This is a genomic window from Kurthia massiliensis (assembly GCF_000285555.1).
Lineage (GTDB): Bacteria > Bacillota > Bacilli > Bacillales_A > Planococcaceae > Kurthia > Kurthia massiliensis.
This window is the reverse complement of sequence record NZ_HE610997.1, coordinates 286,861-308,480: the sequence shown is the minus strand read 5'-3', so window position 1 is coordinate 308,480 and position 21,620 is coordinate 286,861. Positions and strand designations below refer to the sequence as shown.

General features: G+C 39.3%; 21 protein-coding genes. 19 read left to right on the top strand and 2 right to left on the bottom strand.

All coding sequences use genetic code 11. The features are described from left to right. The first annotated feature begins 145 nt into the window (after positions 1 to 145). The 15 genes from nusB (at position 146) to meaB (ending at position 18,152) form a co-directional block, all read left to right on the top strand. On the top strand, positions 146 to 526 hold the full coding sequence (gene nusB, locus KMHG_RS05855; protein ID WP_026022012.1) for a transcription antitermination factor NusB: 381 nt from the start codon (positions 146 to 148) through the stop codon (positions 524 to 526). Positions 527 to 601: 75 nt separating this feature from the next. Then, a complete protein-coding gene (gene folD / locus KMHG_RS05850; RefSeq protein WP_010287834.1) occupies positions 602 to 1,471 on the top strand; it encodes a bifunctional methylenetetrahydrofolate dehydrogenase/methenyltetrahydrofolate cyclohydrolase FolD in 870 nt (289 codons plus the stop codon). A 153-nt stretch (positions 1,472 to 1,624) separates the two neighbouring features. Beyond that, positions 1,625 to 2,971 (top strand): exodeoxyribonuclease VII large subunit, encoded by a 1,347-nt coding sequence (gene xseA / locus KMHG_RS05845; protein ID WP_026022011.1) that lies wholly within the window; start codon positions 1,625 to 1,627, stop codon positions 2,969 to 2,971. 2 nt (positions 2,972 to 2,973) lie between these two features. Further along, positions 2,974 to 3,204, top strand: a complete 231-nt coding sequence (locus KMHG_RS05840; protein ID WP_010287831.1) for an exodeoxyribonuclease VII small subunit — start codon at positions 2,974 to 2,976, stop codon at positions 3,202 to 3,204. A 1-nt stretch (position 3,205) separates the two neighbouring features. Continuing rightward, on the top strand, positions 3,206 to 4,087 hold the full coding sequence (locus KMHG_RS05835; protein WP_010287830.1) for a polyprenyl synthetase family protein: 882 nt from the start codon (positions 3,206 to 3,208) through the stop codon (positions 4,085 to 4,087). Positions 4,088 to 4,315: 228 nt separating this feature from the next. Continuing rightward, the gene (gene dxs / locus KMHG_RS05830; protein ID WP_010287828.1) at positions 4,316 to 6,220 is read left to right on the top strand and encodes a 1-deoxy-D-xylulose-5-phosphate synthase; all 1,905 of its coding nucleotides are present in this window, start codon (positions 4,316 to 4,318) and stop codon (positions 6,218 to 6,220) included. Continuing rightward, positions 6,220 to 7,041 (top strand): TlyA family RNA methyltransferase, encoded by an 822-nt coding sequence (locus tag KMHG_RS05825; RefSeq protein WP_010287826.1) that lies wholly within the window; start codon positions 6,220 to 6,222, stop codon positions 7,039 to 7,041. The genes dxs and KMHG_RS05825 overlap by 1 nt, the downstream gene beginning before the upstream one ends. 102 nt (positions 7,042 to 7,143) lie before the next feature. Next, entirely contained in the window at positions 7,144 to 7,593 is a 450-nt protein-coding gene (gene ahrC / locus KMHG_RS05820; protein ID WP_010287824.1) for a transcriptional regulator AhrC/ArgR, read from the top strand. 16 nt (positions 7,594 to 7,609) lie between these two features. Beyond that, entirely contained in the window at positions 7,610 to 9,304 is a 1,695-nt protein-coding gene (gene recN / locus KMHG_RS05815) for a DNA repair protein RecN (protein ID WP_010287822.1), read from the top strand. Between the two features lie 225 nt (positions 9,305 to 9,529). Next, on the top strand, positions 9,530 to 10,339 hold the full coding sequence (gene spo0A / locus KMHG_RS05810; RefSeq protein ID WP_010287820.1) for a sporulation transcription factor Spo0A: 810 nt from the start codon (positions 9,530 to 9,532) through the stop codon (positions 10,337 to 10,339). Between the two features lie 402 nt (positions 10,340 to 10,741). Then, complete coding sequence (locus KMHG_RS05805; protein WP_010287817.1) at positions 10,742 to 12,313, top strand: flagellar assembly protein A; 1,572 nt, start codon at positions 10,742 to 10,744, stop codon at positions 12,311 to 12,313. Continuing rightward, positions 12,306 to 13,025 (top strand): glycerophosphodiester phosphodiesterase, encoded by a 720-nt coding sequence (locus KMHG_RS05800; RefSeq protein WP_010287816.1) that lies wholly within the window; start codon positions 12,306 to 12,308, stop codon positions 13,023 to 13,025. Before KMHG_RS05805 ends, KMHG_RS05800 begins: the two co-directional genes overlap by 8 nt. 224 nt (positions 13,026 to 13,249) lie before the next feature. Further along, a complete protein-coding gene (locus KMHG_RS05795; protein WP_238984671.1) occupies positions 13,250 to 14,941 on the top strand; it encodes a methylmalonyl-CoA mutase family protein in 1,692 nt (563 codons plus the stop codon). Further along, entirely contained in the window at positions 14,938 to 17,082 is a 2,145-nt protein-coding gene (gene scpA, locus KMHG_RS05790; RefSeq protein ID WP_010287814.1) for a methylmalonyl-CoA mutase, read from the top strand. Before KMHG_RS05795 ends, scpA begins: the two co-directional genes overlap by 4 nt. Further along, the gene (gene meaB, locus KMHG_RS05785; protein ID WP_010287812.1) at positions 17,082 to 18,152 is read left to right on the top strand and encodes a methylmalonyl Co-A mutase-associated GTPase MeaB; all 1,071 of its coding nucleotides are present in this window, start codon (positions 17,082 to 17,084) and stop codon (positions 18,150 to 18,152) included. Before scpA ends, meaB begins: the two co-directional genes overlap by 1 nt. 118 nt (positions 18,153 to 18,270) lie before the next feature. Here meaB and KMHG_RS05780 read toward each other — a convergent pair whose 3' ends face one another. Then, positions 18,271 to 18,681: a GyrI-like domain-containing protein gene (locus KMHG_RS05780; RefSeq protein ID WP_010287810.1), complete on the bottom strand. Its 411-nt coding sequence runs from the start codon at positions 18,679 to 18,681 to the stop codon at positions 18,271 to 18,273. 178 nt (positions 18,682 to 18,859) lie between these two features. Between KMHG_RS05780 and KMHG_RS05775 the strand changes: the two genes are divergently transcribed. From KMHG_RS05775 to KMHG_RS05765, 3 genes are all read left to right on the top strand, one after another. Further along, positions 18,860 to 19,054, top strand: a complete 195-nt coding sequence (locus KMHG_RS05775) for a hypothetical protein (protein ID WP_010287806.1) — start codon at positions 18,860 to 18,862, stop codon at positions 19,052 to 19,054. Positions 19,055 to 19,130: 76 nt separating this feature from the next. Then, positions 19,131 to 19,571 carry a BrxA/BrxB family bacilliredoxin gene (locus KMHG_RS05770; RefSeq protein WP_010287802.1) on the top strand — a complete coding sequence of 147 codons (441 nt, stop codon included), beginning with the start codon at positions 19,131 to 19,133 and terminating at the stop codon, positions 19,569 to 19,571. Between the two features lie 103 nt (positions 19,572 to 19,674). Then, entirely contained in the window at positions 19,675 to 20,658 is a 984-nt protein-coding gene (locus tag KMHG_RS05765; RefSeq protein WP_010287801.1) for an aromatic acid exporter family protein, read from the top strand. Between the two features lie 41 nt (positions 20,659 to 20,699). Here the strand turns inward: KMHG_RS05765 and prli42 are convergent, their stop codons facing one another. Beyond that, complete coding sequence (gene prli42, locus KMHG_RS19030; protein WP_154647360.1) at positions 20,700 to 20,795, bottom strand: stressosome-associated protein Prli42; 96 nt, start codon at positions 20,793 to 20,795, stop codon at positions 20,700 to 20,702. A 418-nt stretch (positions 20,796 to 21,213) separates the two neighbouring features. Between prli42 and mce the strand changes: the two genes are divergently transcribed. Then, positions 21,214 to 21,612: a methylmalonyl-CoA epimerase gene (mce, locus tag KMHG_RS05755; protein ID WP_010287800.1), complete on the top strand. Its 399-nt coding sequence runs from the start codon at positions 21,214 to 21,216 to the stop codon at positions 21,610 to 21,612. Positions 21,613 to 21,620 lie beyond the last annotated feature (8 nt).

Genomic DNA, 21,620 nt, shown 5'->3' with positions numbered 1-21,620 from the left:
GACAATTTGTGATAAACTATATGCTATATGTAAACTAATGAAACACTGTACAATTCAGTGATTTTCGCAATTGTCTGCTAACTTTCGGCAATTTAACTGAAAATGACAAGAATTGTAGTAGTATAAAGGAGAACGAAACGACATGATGAAGCGACGTGAAGCGCGTGAAAAAGCAGTACAAACTTTATTCCAATTAGAAGGTACTGAATTAACAATTGAAGAAGCAATGGCCTATGTGTTAGAGGAAGAAAAAACAGATGCATTCTTTGAGCAAGTGGTACGTGGTACAGTAGAAAACCAAGAAGCAATTGACGCTTCTCTTACAGACAAACTTGAAAATTGGTCTTTAAATCGTTTAGCGAAAGTAGATCGTACAATTTTACGTTTAGCTGTATATGAATTACTTTACACACCTGACACACCACAAAGCGTCGTGATGAACGAAGCAATTGAATTATCAAAAACTTTCGGTGATGATAAATCAAGCAAATTCGTCAATGGTGTTCTTTCTAAATATCAAGCTTAATACCAGTCGTGGTGGTAGTTCCGCAGCATAAGTTGCGTTTCTATATACAAATTGAATTTGGGAGTGTTTTAACACATGTCAAGTAAGCTAATTAACTCTAGTAAGCTCATTAACGGTAAAGAAATTGGCAATGCGATTCGTACGTCAATTCAAGCAGAAGTCAATGCATTACAAGAACAAGGTATTACACCAGGTTTAGCAGTTATTTTAGTAGGCGAGGATCCAGCTTCACAGAAATATGTTTCTAATAAGCAAAAATCTTGCGCGAAACTGGGGATTTATTCTGAACTGATTAAATTACCAGCAGAAACGACAGAACAAGACTTATTAGCGCAAATTGAGAAGTTAAATGGAGAAGAAGCCATTGATGGTATTTTAGTACAGTTACCACTTCCAAAACACATCAACGAGGACGCTGTGATTGCGGCGATTGCACCGGAGAAAGATGTCGACGGTTTCCACCCAATCAGCGTTGGTAAAATGATTCTTGGACAAGAAACATTTTTACCATGTACGCCACACGGAGTCATGAAAATGTTAGAGTATTCTAATGTAGACATTCGCGGGAAACATGCCGTTATTGTGGGACGTAGCCATATCGTCGGTGTTCCAATGGGACAATTACTATTGCAAAAAGATGCAACAGTTACATATGCTCATTCAAAAACACCAGATTTGGCAGCTATTACGAAGCAAGCAGACATTTTAGTTGTCGCAACAGGCCGCGCTAAAATGATTAAAAAAGAACATGTGAAAGAAGGCGCCGTAATTATTGACGTTGGTATCAATGTTGATGAAAATGGTAAGCTATGTGGCGACGTTGATTTTGATGACGTATTAGACACAGTTTCGCAAATTACACCGGTTCCTGGTGGCGTCGGTCCGATGACGATTACGATGCTATTAGAAAACACTGTACAATCAGCGAAACAAAAGCTTTCATAAAGACAAATTTCTTTCATTACGTTAAAATGAATAGTAACACAGAGGGGGTGTCCCTAAAGTGCCAATCTTTCCATTTAGTGAGCAATAGCTCGACTGTGAAAGGTTGTCCAGTTTAGGACATCCTCTTTTTTTATGATATAAAAGGAGCGTGAGATGATGAGTGAAGCTTATTTAACGGTTGAAGCGTTAACGAAGTACATAAAGCGTAAATTTGATGCCGATCCTTATTTAAAAAAGGTATACGTCAAAGGTGAGCTTTCAAATGTGAAACATCATACGTCTGGACACTTATATTTCACGTTGAAAGACGATCGCGCACAAATCAAAGGCATGATGTATAAGCGTGATGCCGAGCGTTTGAAATTCCGTGCTGAAGAAGGTATGAAAGTGCTGACTGAAGGGTATGTGAATGTGTACGAGCGCGGAGGTACATATCAATTTTACGCAACGAATATGGAGCCTGATGGTGTCGGCAGCTTATATTTAGCATTTGAACAGTTAAAAGAACAACTTGCAAAAGAAGGGCTTTTTGACGAACGATTTAAACAACCAATACCAGCATATCCGACAGCAATTGGCGTCGTAACAGCAACGACAGGGGCGGCGATTCGAGATATTTGTACGACGTTAAAACGTCACTATCCGTTAGCCGATGTTTATATTTTTCCGACGCTCGTACAAGGCGAGCGCGCTGCAGCGAGCATCGTACAGTCCATCCGACAAGCAAATGCACTCGGTGGCATTGATACGCTAATTGTGGGACGTGGCGGTGGCTCTATTGAAGATTTATGGGCGTTTAATGAAGAAATTGTCGCACGCGCTATTTTTGAAAGTCGCATTCCGATTATTAGTGGTGTCGGCCATGAAACGGATACGACGATTGCTGACTTTGCAGCTGACTTACGTGCACCAACACCGACAGGGGCAGCAAAAATGGCCGTACCTGACGTATTGGCGTTACGTCAGCGTGTGACAGATTATGAAGCGCGGATCATGTACGTTGCAAATACGCAACTTGACCGTGCAAAAAAACGTCTACAACAATTAATGAACGCTTATCCGATGAGCTATCCAGAGCGTATGTATCGCCCTTTTGAGGAGCGCTTAGTCCGTTTAGATGAACAATTACAATTAGCTACAGAACGTCACATAACGAAGCAACAACAACAGTTAGAACGTCTAACAGCACGTTTAACACGACAAATGCCACTTGCAACAGTGCAATTGGAACAACAACGTGTGGCGAATGTGACAGCACGTTTAGAAAACGCGATGCGAAAATTAGTGGATCAAAAAGCGAGCCAATTTGATCGTGCCATTCGTACATTGAGTGCACTAAATCCATTATCCGTCATGGAGCGTGGCTATAGCATCGTATATAATAAAGAACGACAAGTGATCATGTCTACGAACGATGTGGAAACGACAGACGACGTGACGATTCACGTAGCTGATGGTCAAATTACAGCAACCGTTACAGCCGTTCAAAGGGAGGAATAAAGATGGTAGCGAAAAAGCAAACATTTGAAGCGTCTATGACCGCTTTGGAAGAAATCGTACGTAAATTAGAGCAAGGTGATGCTTCATTAGAAGAAGCCATTGCACTCTATCAACAAGGAATGACATTATCGAAACAATGTCATGAACAATTGCAAGTAGCTGAACAACAGCTTGTAGCAGTCGTCAATGAAGATGGCACAACACAACCTTTTGCAACGGATGGGGAGAATTAACATGACAAACTTAAAAGCATTTATGGCAGCAGAATTACCAAAAATCGAAACAGTAATGTTACAACTTGTAGACAACATTACTGCACCAGCCATTTTAAAAGAAGCGATGGCGTATTCATTAAAAGCAGGCGGTAAACGCGTCCGTCCGTTATTCGTATTAGCGGTGTTAGAACATTTAGGTGCTGACAAAAAAGCAGGCTATACGATTGGGTCAGCTGTTGAAATGATTCATACGTATTCATTAATTCATGATGACTTACCAAGCATGGATAACGATGACTACCGTCGTGGTAAATTAACGAACCATAAAGTATATGGGGAAGCGTATGCGACACTTGCTGGGGATGCATTAAATACATTACCTTTTGGTGTCATTGCTCGTATGGATGGCATTTCTGCAGAACAAAAAGTCACATTGATTGATTTACTAAGCGAAGCAGCAGGTGCAGAAGGCATGGTTGGTGGCCAAATTTTGGACATCGACGGTGAAACACGTCAATTAACATTGGAAGAACTTGAACACGTTCATGTGAATAAAACAGGTGCGATTTTACGTTTTAGTATTGAAGCAGGTGCAGTACTTGCAGATGCAGATCAAGCAACACGTAACATTTTCCGTGAATATGCATATCATATCGGTTTAGCATTCCAAATTAAAGATGATATTTTAGATATCGAAGGTACATCTGAACAACTTGGTAAGACGGCTGGTAAAGATGTAGCGAGCGATAAAAGTACGTATCCAGCACTTTTAACATTAGATGGTGCAAAAGAAAAATTAGCGACGCATTATGAAGCTGCATTGGCTGCATTACGTCAATTACCGAGTGATAGCACGCTACTTGAAGAACTTGCAACATACATTGTAAAACGAAATAAATAAAATTCGATTCTTTTAAGTTTGTCTCAGCATCAATGATTGGTATAATGTTAAGTAACTGACTGTTACATTGTATATAACGATTCATGCGCTTTTTAGCGAGTATTTTGCATAGTTTATAGCTAATGAGGGAAAAGTAGTGCATTAGTTGTCGACAAGTGGCACAATCAATTCTGGCATAAACTTAAATAACAGTTGACAGAAAATCAATAATAAAGGTGTGTGATGGCGATGGATTTAACAACAATATCTAGTCCATCCTTTTTGAAACAACTCAATTACAAGCAACTTGAAAGCTTGAGTGAAGACATTCGTTCATTTTTAATTGAAAAATGTTCGATCACAGGTGGTCATATCGGCCCGAATTTAGGAGTTGTCGAATTAACAATTGCACTACATCGCGCATTTAATAGTCCAGAAGATAAGCTATTATTTGATGTAGGGCATCAAGCATATGTGCATAAAATTTTAACAGGTCGCGCATCTCAATTTGATACATTACGCCAATACAAAGGACTTTGTGGTTTCCCGAAACGTATCGAGTCAGAACACGATGTGTGGGAAACAGGTCATAGTTCAACGTCGCTTTCAGCAGCGATGGGTATGGCGGCAGCACGTGATGTACGTAAAAAACATAATTACGTCGTGCCAATTATCGGTGATGGTGCCTTAACGGGCGGTATGGCAATGGAAGCATTGAACCATATCGGTCACGAAAAAACGAACATGATCGTTATTTTAAACGATAATGAAATGTCAATTGCACCAAATGTCGGTGCCATTCATAATATTTTAGGCCGCCTTCGTACGGCGCCTCCATACAACAAAGCAAAAGATGATGTAGAAGGATTCTTGAAAAAGATTCCTGCAGTTGGCGGTAAACTTGCCGGTGCTGCGGAGCGCGTGAAAGATAGCTTAAAATATTTAGTCATGTCAGGTATGTTCTTTGAAGAAATGGGCTTTACGTATTTGGGTCCTATCGACGGTCATAACTTTGAAACGTTAGAACAAACATTAGCAAATGCGAAGCAAACAGAAGGTCCTGTGCTTGTGCATGTGATTACGAAAAAAGGTAAAGGTTATAAACCTGCTGAGACAGATACTGTCGGCACTTGGCATGGTACAGGCCCTTACAAAATGGAAACAGGTGAGTTTCCGAAATCGAAAAACGCAGCGCCTGGTTGGTCAAAACTAGTCGCAGATACGGTTACACGTATCGCGCGTGAAGACGAAAGCGTCGTGACGATTACACCAGCAATGCCAGTCGGTTCAAAATTAACAGGTTTTGCAGAAGAATTCCCAGAACGTTTCTTCGATGTCGGTATCGCAGAGCAACATGCGACAACGATGGCAGCGGGTATGGCATTAGATGGCTGCAAGCCGTTCTTATCAATTTATTCTACGTTCTTACAACGTGCATACGACCAAATGTTACACGATATTTGCCGTCAAAACTTAAATGTGTTTATCGGTATTGATCGTGCAGGTTTAGTCGGTGCTGATGGTGAGACGCACCAAGGTGTATTTGACATCGCCTTCTTACGTTCGATGCCAAACATTACAATTATGATGCCAAAAGATGAAAATGAAGGTCAGCATATGGTTAAAACTGCGCTATCTTATGAAAATGGTCCGATTGCGATGCGTTATCCACGCGGTAATGGTCGCGGTGTACCAATGGATAGTACACTTCATACGATTGAAATCGGCACATGGGAAGTGTTACGCGAAGGTACAGACGCTGCTATTTTAACATTCGGTACGACAATTCCGATGGCAGAACAAGCAGCTGAAATGTTATCAGCGAATGGCATTGAGACAGAACTTGTCAACGCACGTTTCATTAAGCCGATGGATGAAACGATGTTACATCGTTTATTCAAATCAGGTAAACCAATCTTAACGATTGAAGAAGCGATGCTTGAAGGTGGCTTCGGTAGCGCGGTACTTGAATTTGCAAATGACAATGGTTACGATACTTCTCTTGTAAAACGTATGGGTATCCCAGACGAATTTATCGAGCACGGTAGCGTAGATTTATTGTTACGTGACATTCATATGACGAAGGAACAAGTTGCAAGTGATATTACAACGTTGGTCGAAAAAACTAAACAGCAAGCGGGTTTAAAAGCATAATGACAGAAAAAGTATCGAAAGAGCGTGCAGACGTACTACTTGTTCAAAGTGGTTTATGTGAAACACGTGAACGCGCGAAGCGTACAATTATGGCAGGTATTGTATTTGCCAACAACGTACGCGTAGACAAACCAGGTGAAAAATTAGCACGCGATGTAGAATTACGTATTAAAGGACAACAAATTCCTTACGTTAGTCGTGGTGGCTTAAAATTAGAAAAAGCGTTGAAAAACTTTGACGTGTCTGTGGATGGTAAATTGATGTTAGATATCGGTTCTTCAACAGGTGGCTTTACAGATTGTGCGCTACAAAATGGTGCACGTCACTGTTATGCCCTTGATGTTGGCTCGAACCAATTAGCTTGGAAATTGCGCAACGATGAACGTGTAACGGTCATGGAAAAAACAAATTTCCGTTATGTAACAGCGCCGGATTTAGCAGAAGGATTACCAGAATTTACAACGATCGACGTTTCATTTATTTCGCTTGAATTGATTTTACCAGTGTTAAAAACATTATTAGTCCCAGGTGGCGATGTGATTGCACTCGTAAAACCACAATTTGAAGCAGGTAAAGAAAAAGTCGGTAAAAAAGGTGTCGTTAGAGATGCTAAAGTACATCTAGAAGTGTTAGAAAAAATCGCGACATTTGCCGAAGATTTAGGTTTCGTGTTAAAACAAGCTTCATACTCACCAATTACAGGTGGAGAAGGGAATATTGAATTTTTATTCCACTTATATAACCCAAAACAAGGGGAAGCAATTGACACACAAATCGATTTAAAAGCAATCGTGAGCGAGGCACATAGCCAACTAAAATAACACGGGTCGCCTTGAAAGAGGCCCGTGTTTTTTCTTGTCATTTCGGTATTTTGATGATACCGTTATTTTTAGCAAGCATATTTATGCATAGAGGTGAAAGAATTGAATAAAAGTCAACGTCATATCCGTATTCGTGATTTAATCGCAAATCGTGATATTGAAACACAAGATGAATTAGTAGATTTATTAAAGCAAGCAGGCTTTAATGTGACACAAGCGACAATTTCTCGCGATATTAAAGAATTACATTTAATTAAAGTGCCAATGCAAGATGGCCGCTATAAATATAGCTTACCAGCCGATCAACGCTTTAACCCTTTACAAAAATTACACCGCGCGTTAGCGGATTCATTCGTATCAATCGATGGTGCTAGCCATTTCTTAGTCATGAAAACATTACCAGGGAATGCGAATGCCATCGGATCATTGTTAGACCATTTAGATTGGAAAGAAATTTTAGGAACAATCTGTGGCGACGATACGATTTTAATTTTATGCCGTGAGGAAGCTGACCGCGATATTTTAAAAAATCGTTTAATCGAAATGCTGTAATAGAGGTGAGTCGGAGTTGTTAAAGGAATTATCGATACGCAATTTTGCCATTATTGAGTCGCTGACAGTCGATTTTCAAAATGGATTAACGGTGTTAACAGGTGAAACAGGTGCAGGTAAATCAATTATTATTGATGCCGTACAGCTACTTGCTGGCGGTAGAGGCTCGCAAGAATTTATTCGTCATGGTGCGAAGAAAGCGGAGTTAGAAGGCTTATATACAGTGCCAGAAGGTCATCCAGTATATGAAGCATGTGCAGCATTAGGTGTCGACATAGAGGAAGGCATGATTATTTTGCGTCGTGATTTAGGGGCAGGCGGTAAAAGCGTTTGTCGCGTCAATGGTAAAATGATGACGCTGTCACAACTACGTGAAATTGGTACCTATTTAATTGATATCCATGGGCAACATGAGTCACAAGAGCTAATGAATGATAAAGCACACATCCATTTACTCGATCAATTTGCAGGAGACGCATTAACGGCAACACATGCTACTTATAAAGCTACGTATGAGGCGTATCGTGCATTAAAGCGTGAAATTGCAGAGTTTGCTGTCGGTGAACAGCAAATCGCCCAGCGCATTGATTTATATCAGTTCCAATTAGAAGAAATCGATGCTTGCCAATTCCGTACGACGGAAGAGGAAGAACTGAGTGAAGAGCGTTTACGCTTAATGAACTTTAACAAAATTTTTGAAGGTGCTCGTACTGCGCACGAAGCGATTCTCGGTGAAGGCAATGGATTAGATTTTATCGGCAATGCAATGTCTGAGCTCGAACATATTGCACCTGTAGATGAAAATTTTAAAGAACATGCAGAAGTCGTTTCTAATGCATTTTATTTATTACAAGAGGCTGGATTCGGCATTAAAAGCTTATTAGATGACTTAGAGTTCGATCCAGAGCGTCTAAACGAAGTCGAACAACGTTTACAGCTTATTCAATCGATGAAGCGTAAATATGGAACGACGATTCAAGAAATTTTAGATTATCGTGATAAAATTGATGCAGAGCTACAAGTGCTATTAAATCACGATGAAAATATGCAACAACAAGAGCAAGCATTAAAAAAACTTGAAATCGAACTTATCGACATTGCGAAAGAGCTAACAGCGATTCGTAAAAAGGCTGCGATAGGACTTTCTGAAGCAATTATGACACAACTTCGTGAGCTTTATATGGAGAAAGCGGAGTTTGTTGTTCATTTTGATGCGCTAGCACCAGGTCATTTCGATGCGAACGGTGCCGATGATGTTGTTTTTTATATTGCGACGAATGTTGGTGAACCACCGAAGCCACTTACAAAGATTGCTTCAGGTGGGGAACTAAGTCGTGTGATGCTTGCACTAAAAACAATCTTCTCATCTTCAATGGGTATTACGTCGATCATTTTTGATGAAGTAGATACAGGTGTAAGCGGTCGTGTAGCACAAGCAATCGCGGACAAAATCGCGGCGATTTCTGTACATTCACAAGTGTTATGTATTTCGCATTTACCACAAGTTGCTGCAATGGCAGACCATCATTACTACATTCGCAAAGAAGAACAACAGCAACGTACGTATACATCTTTACGCGAGATTGACGGCGACGAACGCATCGATGAATTAAGTCGTATGATGGCGGGACCTGAAATTACCGAAAAAACATTTTTACATGCAAAAGAACTCGTTGAAATTGCAGATGAACGTAAAAAACAATTTTTATAAATATTGGAAAGCGCCTACGATCGAAAATCGATATTTAGGCGCTTTTTGCTCGTTGAATGCGATTTTATTGTTGAAACTGTGATGTTAGTGGAAAATATGTACATAAAGATGTACAGTAAACTATTTCGACGACAGAAATATTATTTTCAGAACGTTCATTTTTTGTTACAATAGATAAGATAGAGCTAGGGCGGTAAATTTGCTGTGGCATAGGGGGATTACGTGATGAAAAAAATAAAAGTTGCGATTGCTGATGATAATAAAGAATTAGTACGAGCGCTTGAAAGCCATTTGTCTGAAAACCCTCAGATCGAGGTCGTTCAAACGGTGTCAAATGGCAAACAATGCTTAGAAATGTTAAAAGATGTTGTGCCTGACGTACTGGTTTTAGATGTGATTATGCCACATTTAGATGGATTAGCAGTATTAGAAGAAATTCATAAAGAGCGCGATTATCAAGAAATTAAAGTGATTATGTTAACGGCTTTCGGTCAAGAAGATGTCATGAAGCAAGCTGTAGAATTGGGGGCAGCTTATTTCATGTTAAAACCATTCGAAATGACACGCTTAGAAGCAAAAATTTTACATTGTGGACAGGGAAACGTTGTAAAACAAGAAACAGAAAAGAAACCGCTAAGTCACACAGGCATCTTACAAGGTTCACAGCCTGAAAAATTAGATCATCAACGTTTAGACATGCAAATTACGCATCTTGTAAAAGAAATCGGGATACCAGCACATATTAAAGGTTATGGTTATTTACGTGAAGCCATTCAAATGGTGTATTTAGATGTCGATTTATTAAGTTCTGTTACGAAAGTCTTATATCCAGAAATTGCAAAAAAATTCGATACGACACCATCACGCGTAGAACGTGCAATTCGACACGCGATTGAAGTCGCATGGAATCGTGGAAATTATGAAGCGATTGCGGATTTATTTGGCTACTCATCACATCATATGAAACAAAAACCTACAAACTCTGAATTTGTGGCGATGGTAGCAGATAAGCTACGCGTCGAAATGATGGGATAACGTCTAGTCAACAATCATTTTATGTAAGCATAATAAACTTCTTTTTATTCGTTTTTTCAGTAGAAATGAATAAAAAGAAGTTTTTTTGTTAGGGTAATAAATGACGTTAAATTTCAATGCTTCCCCTAAAAAATGACAGGTTATTCGTGTGAAATAGTATATTTTTACAGAAAGTGTTTAAAATTTAAGAACTAATGTATGATATAAAATGGAATAGGTCTTATAAATTGTATTAGAGTTGTAATATATAGTTCTAAAGTAATTGATATTATAGAAAAAAAACACAAAAAATATTTCTTGAGCAAAAAATCATATTTTTATAATAGTAGATGTTGGCTATAAATTAGATTTGATACAATGATAATATACATACCTTATATAGTTTAAAAGGAGGAATGCAGCATGATGTTAGTTGAAAACGAGTACTTTCAATTATATGAGAGTTTGGATAAAATTTATATTCTTGTGACAAAAGATGGATTCTCTTTAAAAGAATTCGGTGACATCACGAAAAAGCATACGCGAATTAAAATAACGAGTTTTCAAATGCTGCGTCACGCATTAAATGAACCGAGTGTTACGCCAGTAGAAATTGGCGTTTGGTTACCTGTATTTGCATTAAGTGTATCAAAGGATGGAATGAGCGTTTCCTTACAAGTAAACGACTATAACGATCCTTTATTTCAAGATGAACATAAATTAAATCAGGCAATTGCTGCAGCTGCAAGTAGTATGGGACTTCGTTGCGACATAAAAAATATTACATATGAAGCAGTTTGTAGAGAGAAAAAAGTAACCGTCGGAGAAGGAATAGATCCTGAGCATGGCGAAGATGCGGTTATTAAATATTATGAGAGTCCGGTGAAAAAACCTGTTATTCGCGAAGATGGACGCGCGGATTACTTTGATATGAGCTTTATTTGTGAAGTTCAAAAAGATCAATGGCTCGGAGAAAAAATTCCAGCGACAGAAGGCGAAAGTGGTATTAACGTATACGGTGAGATTGTGCAGGCGTTTGCGGGAAGAGACGAAAAGTTACACTATGATCCAAAGTCGGTTTATGAAATTGAAGAAGACGATATTATCGTATTACGAGCGCGTCATAACGGTGTATTGGACATTACAGATGGTATGGTGCGATTGCTCGAACATTTAACTATTCATGGAGATGTCGGGGTAGAAACAGGTAATCTAGATTTTAAAGGATCTATTTTAGTAAAAGGTACAGTCTTACCTGGTTATCGCGTTCGTGCGCTCGGTGATATTTCGATCGAAGGAGAAACGGGTGTCACAGGCGCCGAATTAATTGAATCAATCAATGGTGATATTAACATTCGAGGCGGTATTTTCGGTAATCACACGATGCGTGTACGCGCAGGTGGAAATATTTATGCAAAGCATGCTAATGATGTAACATTACAAGCTGCGAAAGATATTTTTATTAGTAACTACGTCATGGGCTCACATCTAGATGCGAAAAATGTATTTTTAGATGAGTACCACGGTAAAATTATCGGTGGTGAAACAGTTGTGACGCAAACGATTCGTACAGCTTTCGCTGGCAATCCACATGAACGTTTAACACATTTAACCGTCATTGTAACGGACAGTGCGCAACGTCTTGCAAAAGCACGTGAATTAGCAGTAGAGTTGGAACAATTAAAAGCAGAATATAAAAAGCGGCAATTACACGTTGCACAGTTGGAATCATTTTACGATAAAATGACACAATCCCAACGCTTTGCATTTGAAAATTCAAAGCAAGTTGCGGCGACCGTAAAAAAACGTATTACACAAATTAATGAACGTATTCAAACGTTACTGTTAAGTACCCGAATGGTCGGTAAAGAAGAAATTACCGTCGTACGAGAAGTTTACCCAGGCACCCTTTTGAAAATTGGAAAACACTCAAGTATGCTAAAGAAAGTTACTTGTGGTACATTCAAAATAGAAGGTGGGGAGTTAAATGTCTAAATTACCGATTTATGCACATCGTGGCGTCATTACGAAAGCACCAGAAAATTCAATGGCAGCTTTCCAACAAGCGCTCAACGAACATGCTGACGGACTTGAATTTGACGTGCAGCTAACGAAAGATTTTGTGCCCATTATTACACATGATTTAAATTTAAAACGTCTAACGGGCAAGAAACTTATGTTAAACGAAGTAACGTATCACACCGTGCGTGCGCTTTCAGTCGGCAAAAAATGGTTTAAACGTGGGCATGCTTTTTTAACATTTGATGAACTATTAAAATGGATTGTGGCAGCACAAATTCCTGTGAATATTGAATTAAAAGAATCATTCGTCGGGCAATTTGCAGCGCTAGAATCACTCGTTAAAAAATGCGCACCATTAAAAAATGTGCACATTTCGTCATTTCACGATGAAATCTTACGAGATGTAAAAAAAATTAATCCGTCGATGGAGACGGCATTTATTCCGAAAAAAGCTTACGATTGGAACGATTTGAAAACCGCGAATCATATCGATATCGTACATGCGAATAAAGGAAAGTTTTATCGAGATGTGTATTTAGAAGCGGCACAAGCAGCACAGAAAAAAATGAGGTTTTATAATGTAACGGGCCAAGAAGCATTTGTGAAAAATCCACATCCAGTCGTTATTGGTTGGATTACCGATTATCCTGCTACCGTCTATCGAAAAAGTGTGTCATCAACATGATGATACGTTTTTTCTTTTTTAACGCGTAAAAATGCATTAATGTATATTTTTTCAGAAAATTTTAAATGCAAGCGGATACATTTTTATTTACTTGAATATGTTTTAAATTTGCTAGCAAAAGATTATTTTTTAGGTAATTATGTCTTTTGAATAGACGCTATGTAAGGATGAAAGCTACTGATTATCCATTTTTATACTTTTAAGCATTCGAAATTTTGTGTAAAATGGGGGCTAGAATCACTGAAGGGGGGAAGCGTCTACGCGACCGTATGACAAACTTAAAAGAAGTAACATTTGAACAGCCTACTTACGACCAATGGCAAGAGGCTGCAGTGAAACAATTAAAGGGCAAACCTTTTGAATCACTATTAACAAAAACTATCGAGGGTATCACTTTAGAACCGCTTTACACAGAGGAGCGTTTACTAGAGGCTTTAGATGGTAAATTAGAGGAGCAAGTATCAACTGTACGTGCATTAAAAGCTGATGGTGACTTTGGGGTAGCACAACAAGCTTTTGGTGCTTCAATTGAAGAATTTGTAGCACAAACGAAAGATGCTTTCGAACGTGGTGCTGAATTCGTCACAGTCGGCAAAGTAAGCTTTGCATGGGACGAGGCAGCATTAAAAGGATTAGCAGCATTAATCGATGCCTACAAAAAAGTGGTCATTTATGTAGAAGATAAAGAAGTATTAAACGTCTTTAATTTCGTCACAGACAAATCAGTTGAAGGGTTTATCGTAAGCGATGAAACAATCGCATTATCTGATTTTTCAAATATCCGTTCGTTAAACGCTTATACGGCATCTGCACACTATGCAGGTGCAAACGCGACACAAGAATTAGCGATCGCTTTAGCGCGTGCAGCTGAACTTATTGGAGAGGATTTTGCAGCGAACGAAGATCAGTTCTTCGCATCATTTGCAATCGATCCACAATTCTTCGTTGAAATTGCGAAAATTCGTGCATTCCGCGTACTATGGAAAGCGTTTGCGAATGCTTACGGTGTCACAGCACCAAAGCCAGTACAAATCGTGACAGAAACGTCACTACGCTCATTCTCTAAATTAGATGTTTATGTCAACTTACTACGAGCTGGTAATGAAGCTTTCTCAGCAGTAATCGGTGGTGCAGACGTTGTAACAGTACATCCGCACAATATTTTAACAGGTCCAACAGATCAATCGATTCGTATCGCGCGTAATGCGGCGCTTATCATTAAAGAAGAATCACATGTCACAAAAGTATTAGATCCAGCAGGTGGTTCATACTTCGTTGAGTCATTAACACATGACCTTGTGAAAAATGCATGGAACTACTTCTTAGAAATTCAAGCTGCTGGTGGTTATACAAAAGCAAAAGCGAAAATCGAAGCAGACGTTGAAGCAATTTGGCAACAACGCTTAAAAGAAGTGCAAACACGTAAATCTGTACTTGTCGGTACAAACAACTTCGCAGATGCGACAGAACAAGTGTCAACAGAAAACTTCGTAGACGTGAATCGTTTAGCGAAGCCATTTGAGCAATTACGTATTGATTACAAACAAAACCCAGTGAAAGTGGCCGTACTTGCTTACGGTGAATTAAAGAAAATTAAACCTCGTACCGATTTCGTAACAGGTATTTTCGCAACAGCAGGTGTACAAGCTGAAGTGTCTGAACCAATTACAGACGTTGAAGTAGCAAAACAATTTTTAGCGAATACAGATGCACAAGTCGTCGTATTCTCAGCTGTTGATGAAGATGTCGAAGCTGTTTTACCACAAATTACCGCTGCGAAAAAAGCAGGCACATTGTTAGATGTTGCAGGTAAATTTGATGCAATTGATGGCGTAGACGGTGCGCTATATGCAGGTATGAACATTTACGAAAAACTTGAAGGCATTTTAAGTAGCCTTAAGGAGGTACAACGATGAGCGTGAATTTCGAAACAATTGATATTGAAGCAGTATTACAAAAAGAACAGTATGAACAAAAAGAAGAAACGTTCGTAACGAATGAAGACATCGAAGTGAAACATGTCTATACGAAACAAGATAATGAAGGTTTAAAACATTTAAAAGATGTTGCTGGTATTGCACCGAATACACGTGGACCTTACCCAACAATGTACGTTGGCCGTCCTTGGACAATTCGTCAATATGCAGGTTTCTCTACAGCTGAAGAATCAAATGCGTTCTATCGTCGTAACTTAGCGATGGGTCAAAAAGGTTTATCGGTTGCATTCGACCTTGCAACGCACCGTGGCTATGACTCAGATCACCCTCGTGTAACAGGTGATGTTGGTAAAGCCGGCGTGGCCATTGACTCAGTAGAAGATACGAAAATTTTATTTGCAGGTATTCCACTAGATCAAATGTCTGTATCGATGACAATGAACGGTGCAGTATTACCAATCCTTGCGTTCTACATCGTGACAGCTGAAGAACAAGGGGTAACACCTGATAAATTATCAGGTACGATTCAAAATGATATTTTAAAAGAGTACATGGTACGTAACACATACATTTACCCACCAAAAATGTCGATGAAAATTATCGCAGACATTTTTGAATATACATCAAAATTCATGCCGAAATTTAACTCGATTTCAATTTCTGGTTACCACATTCAAGAAGCGGGTGCTACGAACGATATCGAGCTAGGATACACATTAGCAGATGGTTTAGAGTATGCACGTACAGGTTTACAAGCTGGTATTGATATTGATAAGTTTGCGCCTCGTCTATCATTCTTCTGGGCAATCGGCATGAACTACTATATGGAAATTGCAAAAATGCGTGCAGCACGTCGTATTTGGGCACAACTAATGAGCCAATTCGACCCACAAAACCCAAAAACGCAATCACTTCGTACACACTCACAAACGTCTGGTTGGTCTTTAACAGAACAAGATCCATTCAACAACGTGACACGTACATTAATCGAAGCGAACGCAGCAACAATGGGTCATACGCAATCACTACACACGAATGCGCTTGATGAAGCAATCGCACTACCAACAGACTTCTCAGCACGTATCGCACGTAATACGCAACTGTTCTTACAAAACGAAACAGGTATGACGAAAACAATCGATCCATGGGGCGGTTCTTACTACGTTGAGAAATTAACAGATGAATTAACAAATGCTGCATGGGATTTAATTGATGAAGTAGAAGGCTTAGGTGGTATGGCAAAAGCTATTGAAACAGGTCTTCCAAAAATGAAAGTCGAAGAAGCAGCGGCAAAACGTCAAGCGAAAATCGACTCAAATGCAGAAACAATTATCGGTGTGAACAAATACCGTTTAGCAGAAGAAGAGCCAATCGAAATTTTAGATATCGACAACACATTAGTACGTCAATCTCAAATTGACCGTATTAACAAAATGAAAGAAGAACGTGATGAAGCAGAAGTACAAAAACATTTAGCACGTTTAACGAAAGCAGCCGAAACAGGCGAAGAAAACTTATTAGCAGTAGCAGTTGATGCGGCACGCGCACGCGCAACGCTTGGCGAAATTTCAGATGCGATTGAAGCAGTATCTGGCCGTCATAAAGCTGTTATTCGCTCAATTAGTGGGGTGTACGCTACGAACTATTCAGATCAAGATGCAATCAGTGAAGTAAAACAAATGACAGATGAATTCCTAGAAGCAGAAGGTCGTCGTCCACGTATTTTAGTGGCGAAAATGGGTCAAGACGGTCACGACCGTGGTGCGAAAGTTGTTGCAACAGCTTATGCTGACTTCGGTTTCGATGTAGATATTTCACCATTATTCATGACACCAGAAGAAACAGCAATTATGGCTGTTGAAAATGACGTTCACGTTGTCGGTGTATCTTCACTTGCAGCAGGTCATAAAACACTTGTACCAGAATTAATCGCTGAACTGAAAAAATTAGGCCGTGAAGACATCATTGTCATCGTCGGTGGTGTCGTTCCAGCGCAAGATTACGAATTCTTATACGAAAGCGGTGCAAAAGCAATCTTCGGTCCTGGTACAGTATTGCCAATCGCATCACAAAAAATTATTGAGCTTATTTACGAGCAACTAGGCTACGAGGCTGAATAATGGATGAAAAAAAATCGGCGCTATTCGTTCAACCAGGCGTTGCAGGTACTCATGATGGCATGCAACAAACGACGCGTCGTAAGTTTGTAAAGCGTAAGAAAAAAGAAATTGATTTTGCACAAGCTGTCGACGATATTCGCGCAGGCGATCGTATTCGTCTTGCAAAAGCGATTACGCTCATCGAAAGTGCAAATCATGAAGATAAAATGCTCGGTCAAGAGCTACTGAAACGTCTATTGCCGTATACAGGAAACAGTATCCGCATCGGCATTACCGGTGTACCTGGAGCCGGCAAAAGTACGTTCATTGAAACGTTCGGTAAAATGCTTTGCGACCAGGGTCATAAAGTAGCCGTACTAGCGATTGACCCATCATCAAGTGTGACAGGCGGTAGTATTTTAGGGGATAAAACACGCATGGAAGAATTATCTCGCGAGAAAAATGCTTTCATTCGTCCGAGTCCTTCTGCAGGAACGCTTGGTGGTGTCCACCGCAAAACACGTGAGACAATGCTTCTTTGCGAGGCAGCTGGCTATGACATCATTTTGATTGAAACAGTCGGCGTCGGACAGAGCGAGACTGCGGTACGCAATATGGTCGATTTCTTCCTATTGCTCGTGTTAACCGGCGCGGGTGATGAATTACAAGGAATGAAAAAAGGCATCATGGAGCTAGCAGACACGATTCTTGTGCATAAAGCAGATGGAGACAATTTACGTAACGCGAAGAAAACCGCAATGGAATACAAGCAAATTCTACATTTATTGCAACCAGCCACACCAGGTTGGACGACGCGTACGTTAACAGCTTCTTCTTATGATAAAACAGGCTTTGATAAAATATTTGCGACAGTCGACGAGTTCAAACAGTCCGCATTAGCAAATAACATTTGGAATGAGCGCCGTAACAATCAGACGACAGACTGGTTCCGTCAAATGATTTTAGATAAGCTTGTAGATGATTTCTACGGAACAGCAGGCCGTAAAGAAACGGTCGCTGCACTAGAACGAGAAATTTTAAAAGGTGAATTAACAGTTGCGCAAGGTATTGAACATCTGTTTAAACAGTAAATGAAAAGGTGAGTCGCATAAGCGGCTCACCTTTTTTTGATATGACGTATCATGAGAACTTACTAAACTATTACAAAAAGACCTTCCGTTTTTAGGAAGGTCTTTTTAGTACGTAACTTTATTCGACTGGTACCCATATTTCAATATGGTCTAAATTGTTCCCGATGTATTTTTCAAAACTAATGCCCGGGCGATGCGTATAGTCTTGATGGCTAAATAACGCCTGGAATGTCGGCTCAATTTCTGAGAGCTGATGAATCGTTGCCACGAGGTAGCGCCCACTTGGAATCGGTACAGCAATCGATTCGACCTCTTTCGGCATATTTTCCTCTTTGACACCCGCTAAATAGTCGATGCCATCTTCGGTGAAACCAATGCAAACACCATATAGGACGTCTGTATTTACTTCATAATCATCTAATACGTCGGCAAGCTCTTGCCATTGCTCTGAAATATCAGAGGTTCTTCCTTCATAAACGTTTAAGCCGCGAATGACTTCGTCGGCAATCGTTTCGATACGTGTTTGCATACTATTCATCCTTTCTATTCCAAAATCATCGGTGACATGCACCTTACCCGTATTATAGCGCATGTTATCGCTGTTGACGATTAATTACTGAAATATTCTAAAATTTTAGAAATAAGGATGATTTTAAAAAGTAAATAATGTTAAAATAAAGAAAATTAAAGTCAATGGGGGTCTAACAATGGGAAAAGGGAAATTTCAAATACAGGAGTTATCGAAAATATGCGCAGTTATTGCAGTCGTTTTATTGTTAGGCATGATCTGTAGTTATAGCGTATACGGATATCAATCGCACTATAGCATTTTAACGTTTTTAGTCGGGGGCTGTATGATATTAGCGATGATTTTCAATTATAAAAATCATCCAGAACGTTAATCCAAGTAACAACCTTTGAAATCACTCGCATTCACTGTTATAGTAAGAATGAGATATTGAAAGGGGCTAACGAATTATGGCTATGGAATATGATTTATTATATCAATCAATGATTAACCAATGTCGTTCAGAGCTATCTGAAAACGGCTATACAGAATTACGTACTGCTGAAGAAGTAGAAGAAACAGTAAAACAACCAGGTACAACATTATTTATGGTGAACTCAGTATGTGGTTGCGCAGGTGGTATTGCTCGTCCAGCAGCAGTATACGCTCAAAACTATCCAAAACGTCCAGACCGCTTCGTAACAGTGTTCGCAGGTCAAGATAAGGAAGCAACAGCAATGGCGCGTATGTTCTTCGGTGAAGACCATATTCCATCATCTCCATCATTCGTATTAATGAAAGATGGTCAAACTGTGGCAGAAATTCCTCGTCACGAAATTGAAGGTCACGACCCTGTATCAGTTGTAACGAACTTACAAGGCTACTTCGAAGATTACTGCGAAGAAGTATAATCAGGCGTATTCAACACGTTTAAGCGTGCTTAAACACTTCTAAAGACGAATTGCGTCCTATACGCAATTCGTCTTTTTGAATGCCGCAGAAAGGAGTCCTGATATGAAACCTTTTAGAATAGGCTTTCGTACTGTTAAAACAGCAGTCGGTGTCGGATTAGCTATCTGGTTTGCGCATTTAATGAAATTAGACTACTACACGAGTGCCGGCATTTTAACGATTTTAAGTATTCAAACGACGAAGCGTAAGTCAATTCACGCCATTTATACGCGGATTATAGCTTCATTTGTCGTATTAATATTAAGTTTCATTTTCTTTAATGCACTCGGCTATTATGCGTCAGTGCTCGGATTGCTCGTCCTCATTTTATTACCGATTTTAGTGATGTTGAAAGTAACGCCAGGATTCGTATCTTCGTCTGTTATTTTATTACATATTTTTAATGAACAACATTTTACATGGAGTTTACTCGGTAATGAATTCCTCATTATGCTTATCGGTTTTGGCGTTGGTTTTCTCGTAAATATGCAAATGCCAGATATTGAGCCGGAATTAAACGTGTACCGTATTGAAATTGAAAAAAATTATAGTATCATTTTTACAGAAATTGCGAAATATTTACGTGATGGTGATACGACATGGGACGGTAAAGAATTACTGCAAGCGACAGAAGCGGTCAACAAAGGGAAGTCGCTTGCCTACCAAGATGTTGAAAATCATATTACACGTAAAGAAAATTTATTTTATCGTTACTTTGACGTGCGAGAGCAACAACTTGAAATTATTGAACGTATTTTGCCGAAAATTACAAATCTGCCAACGATCGTGACACAATCACATATGATTGCAGACTTTATGGATGAATTGGCGAGCAATGTACATTCAGGCAATACAGCGCTTAAATATCGCCGAAAACTGGCTAGTGTGAAAGAGACGTTTCAAACGATGCCGCTGCCACGCTCTCATGAAGAGTTTGTAGCGATGGGATCGCTCTATCAGTTCATTGAAGAGATGGACCATTATTTAGCGATTAAGCAAAATTTCAAAGGATTAGCGATTGAAGAAGGCAAGCCGGTATTTGATTAACAAAAAGAGGCTAGGACGTGTCCTAGCCTCTTTTTCATGCACTATAAAATCATCGTTAAGCCCATTGAAATAGCAGAAAGTAACATTAATACGGCCATGATAATGACGATGACTTTTTGAAATTTTTTGTTTCCCATCCGTAGCACTCCTTCATCATGTTGACCATAGTGTATCAAATCTTTTATTTTAGTGCAAAAGGGGAGTATGTCAAAAAACCTAAAAAATATTGCCATCGTGGAGGGATATAACAGTTTCTTTCTATACAATGATGTAAAGCTATATATTAATAATAGTTATAGTACAGATTAAGAAAACTGAAAATTTGCACATGTTCATGTTTAGATGCAAAAACATGCCTATAAAATAGTGCATAAAAGACAAAAAATGCTCTTTTTTACGATAAAACTAGATTTATTTTAGAATTCCTTTAACATAGAGGTATGCATTTGAACGATTTAAAATTTTCTATCTATTCGAAAAATGAAGGGGTTCGATAGAAGATTTTACGTCATTGCGTTATAATTGTGTTATACAACAAAAAGGAGTTGGGGACTCGTGGAGAATGTAGATCACATTGGAATTGCCGTTAAAGATTTAGACGCGCGCATTTCTTATTACACTGATGTGTTAGGCATGAAATTGGAAAAAGTTGAAGAAGTAGAGTCAGAACAAGTGAAAGTAGCTTTCCTTGATGGTGGCAATACACATATCGAGCTATTGGAACCGCTTTCTGAAAAATCTGCGATTCACGGCTATCTTGAAAAACGTGGCGAAGGTATTCACCATATCGCTTTAAAAGTAAAAAACATTGAAGCAGAAATGGAACGTATGGCGAATGAAGGGGCTCGCTTACTTTCAGATAAACCAAAAATTGGTGCAGGTGGCGCCAAAGTAGTGTTTATACACCCGAAATCATCTTTCGGTGTTCTTTATGAATTAGTAGATCGAGGCTAAGAAAAGGA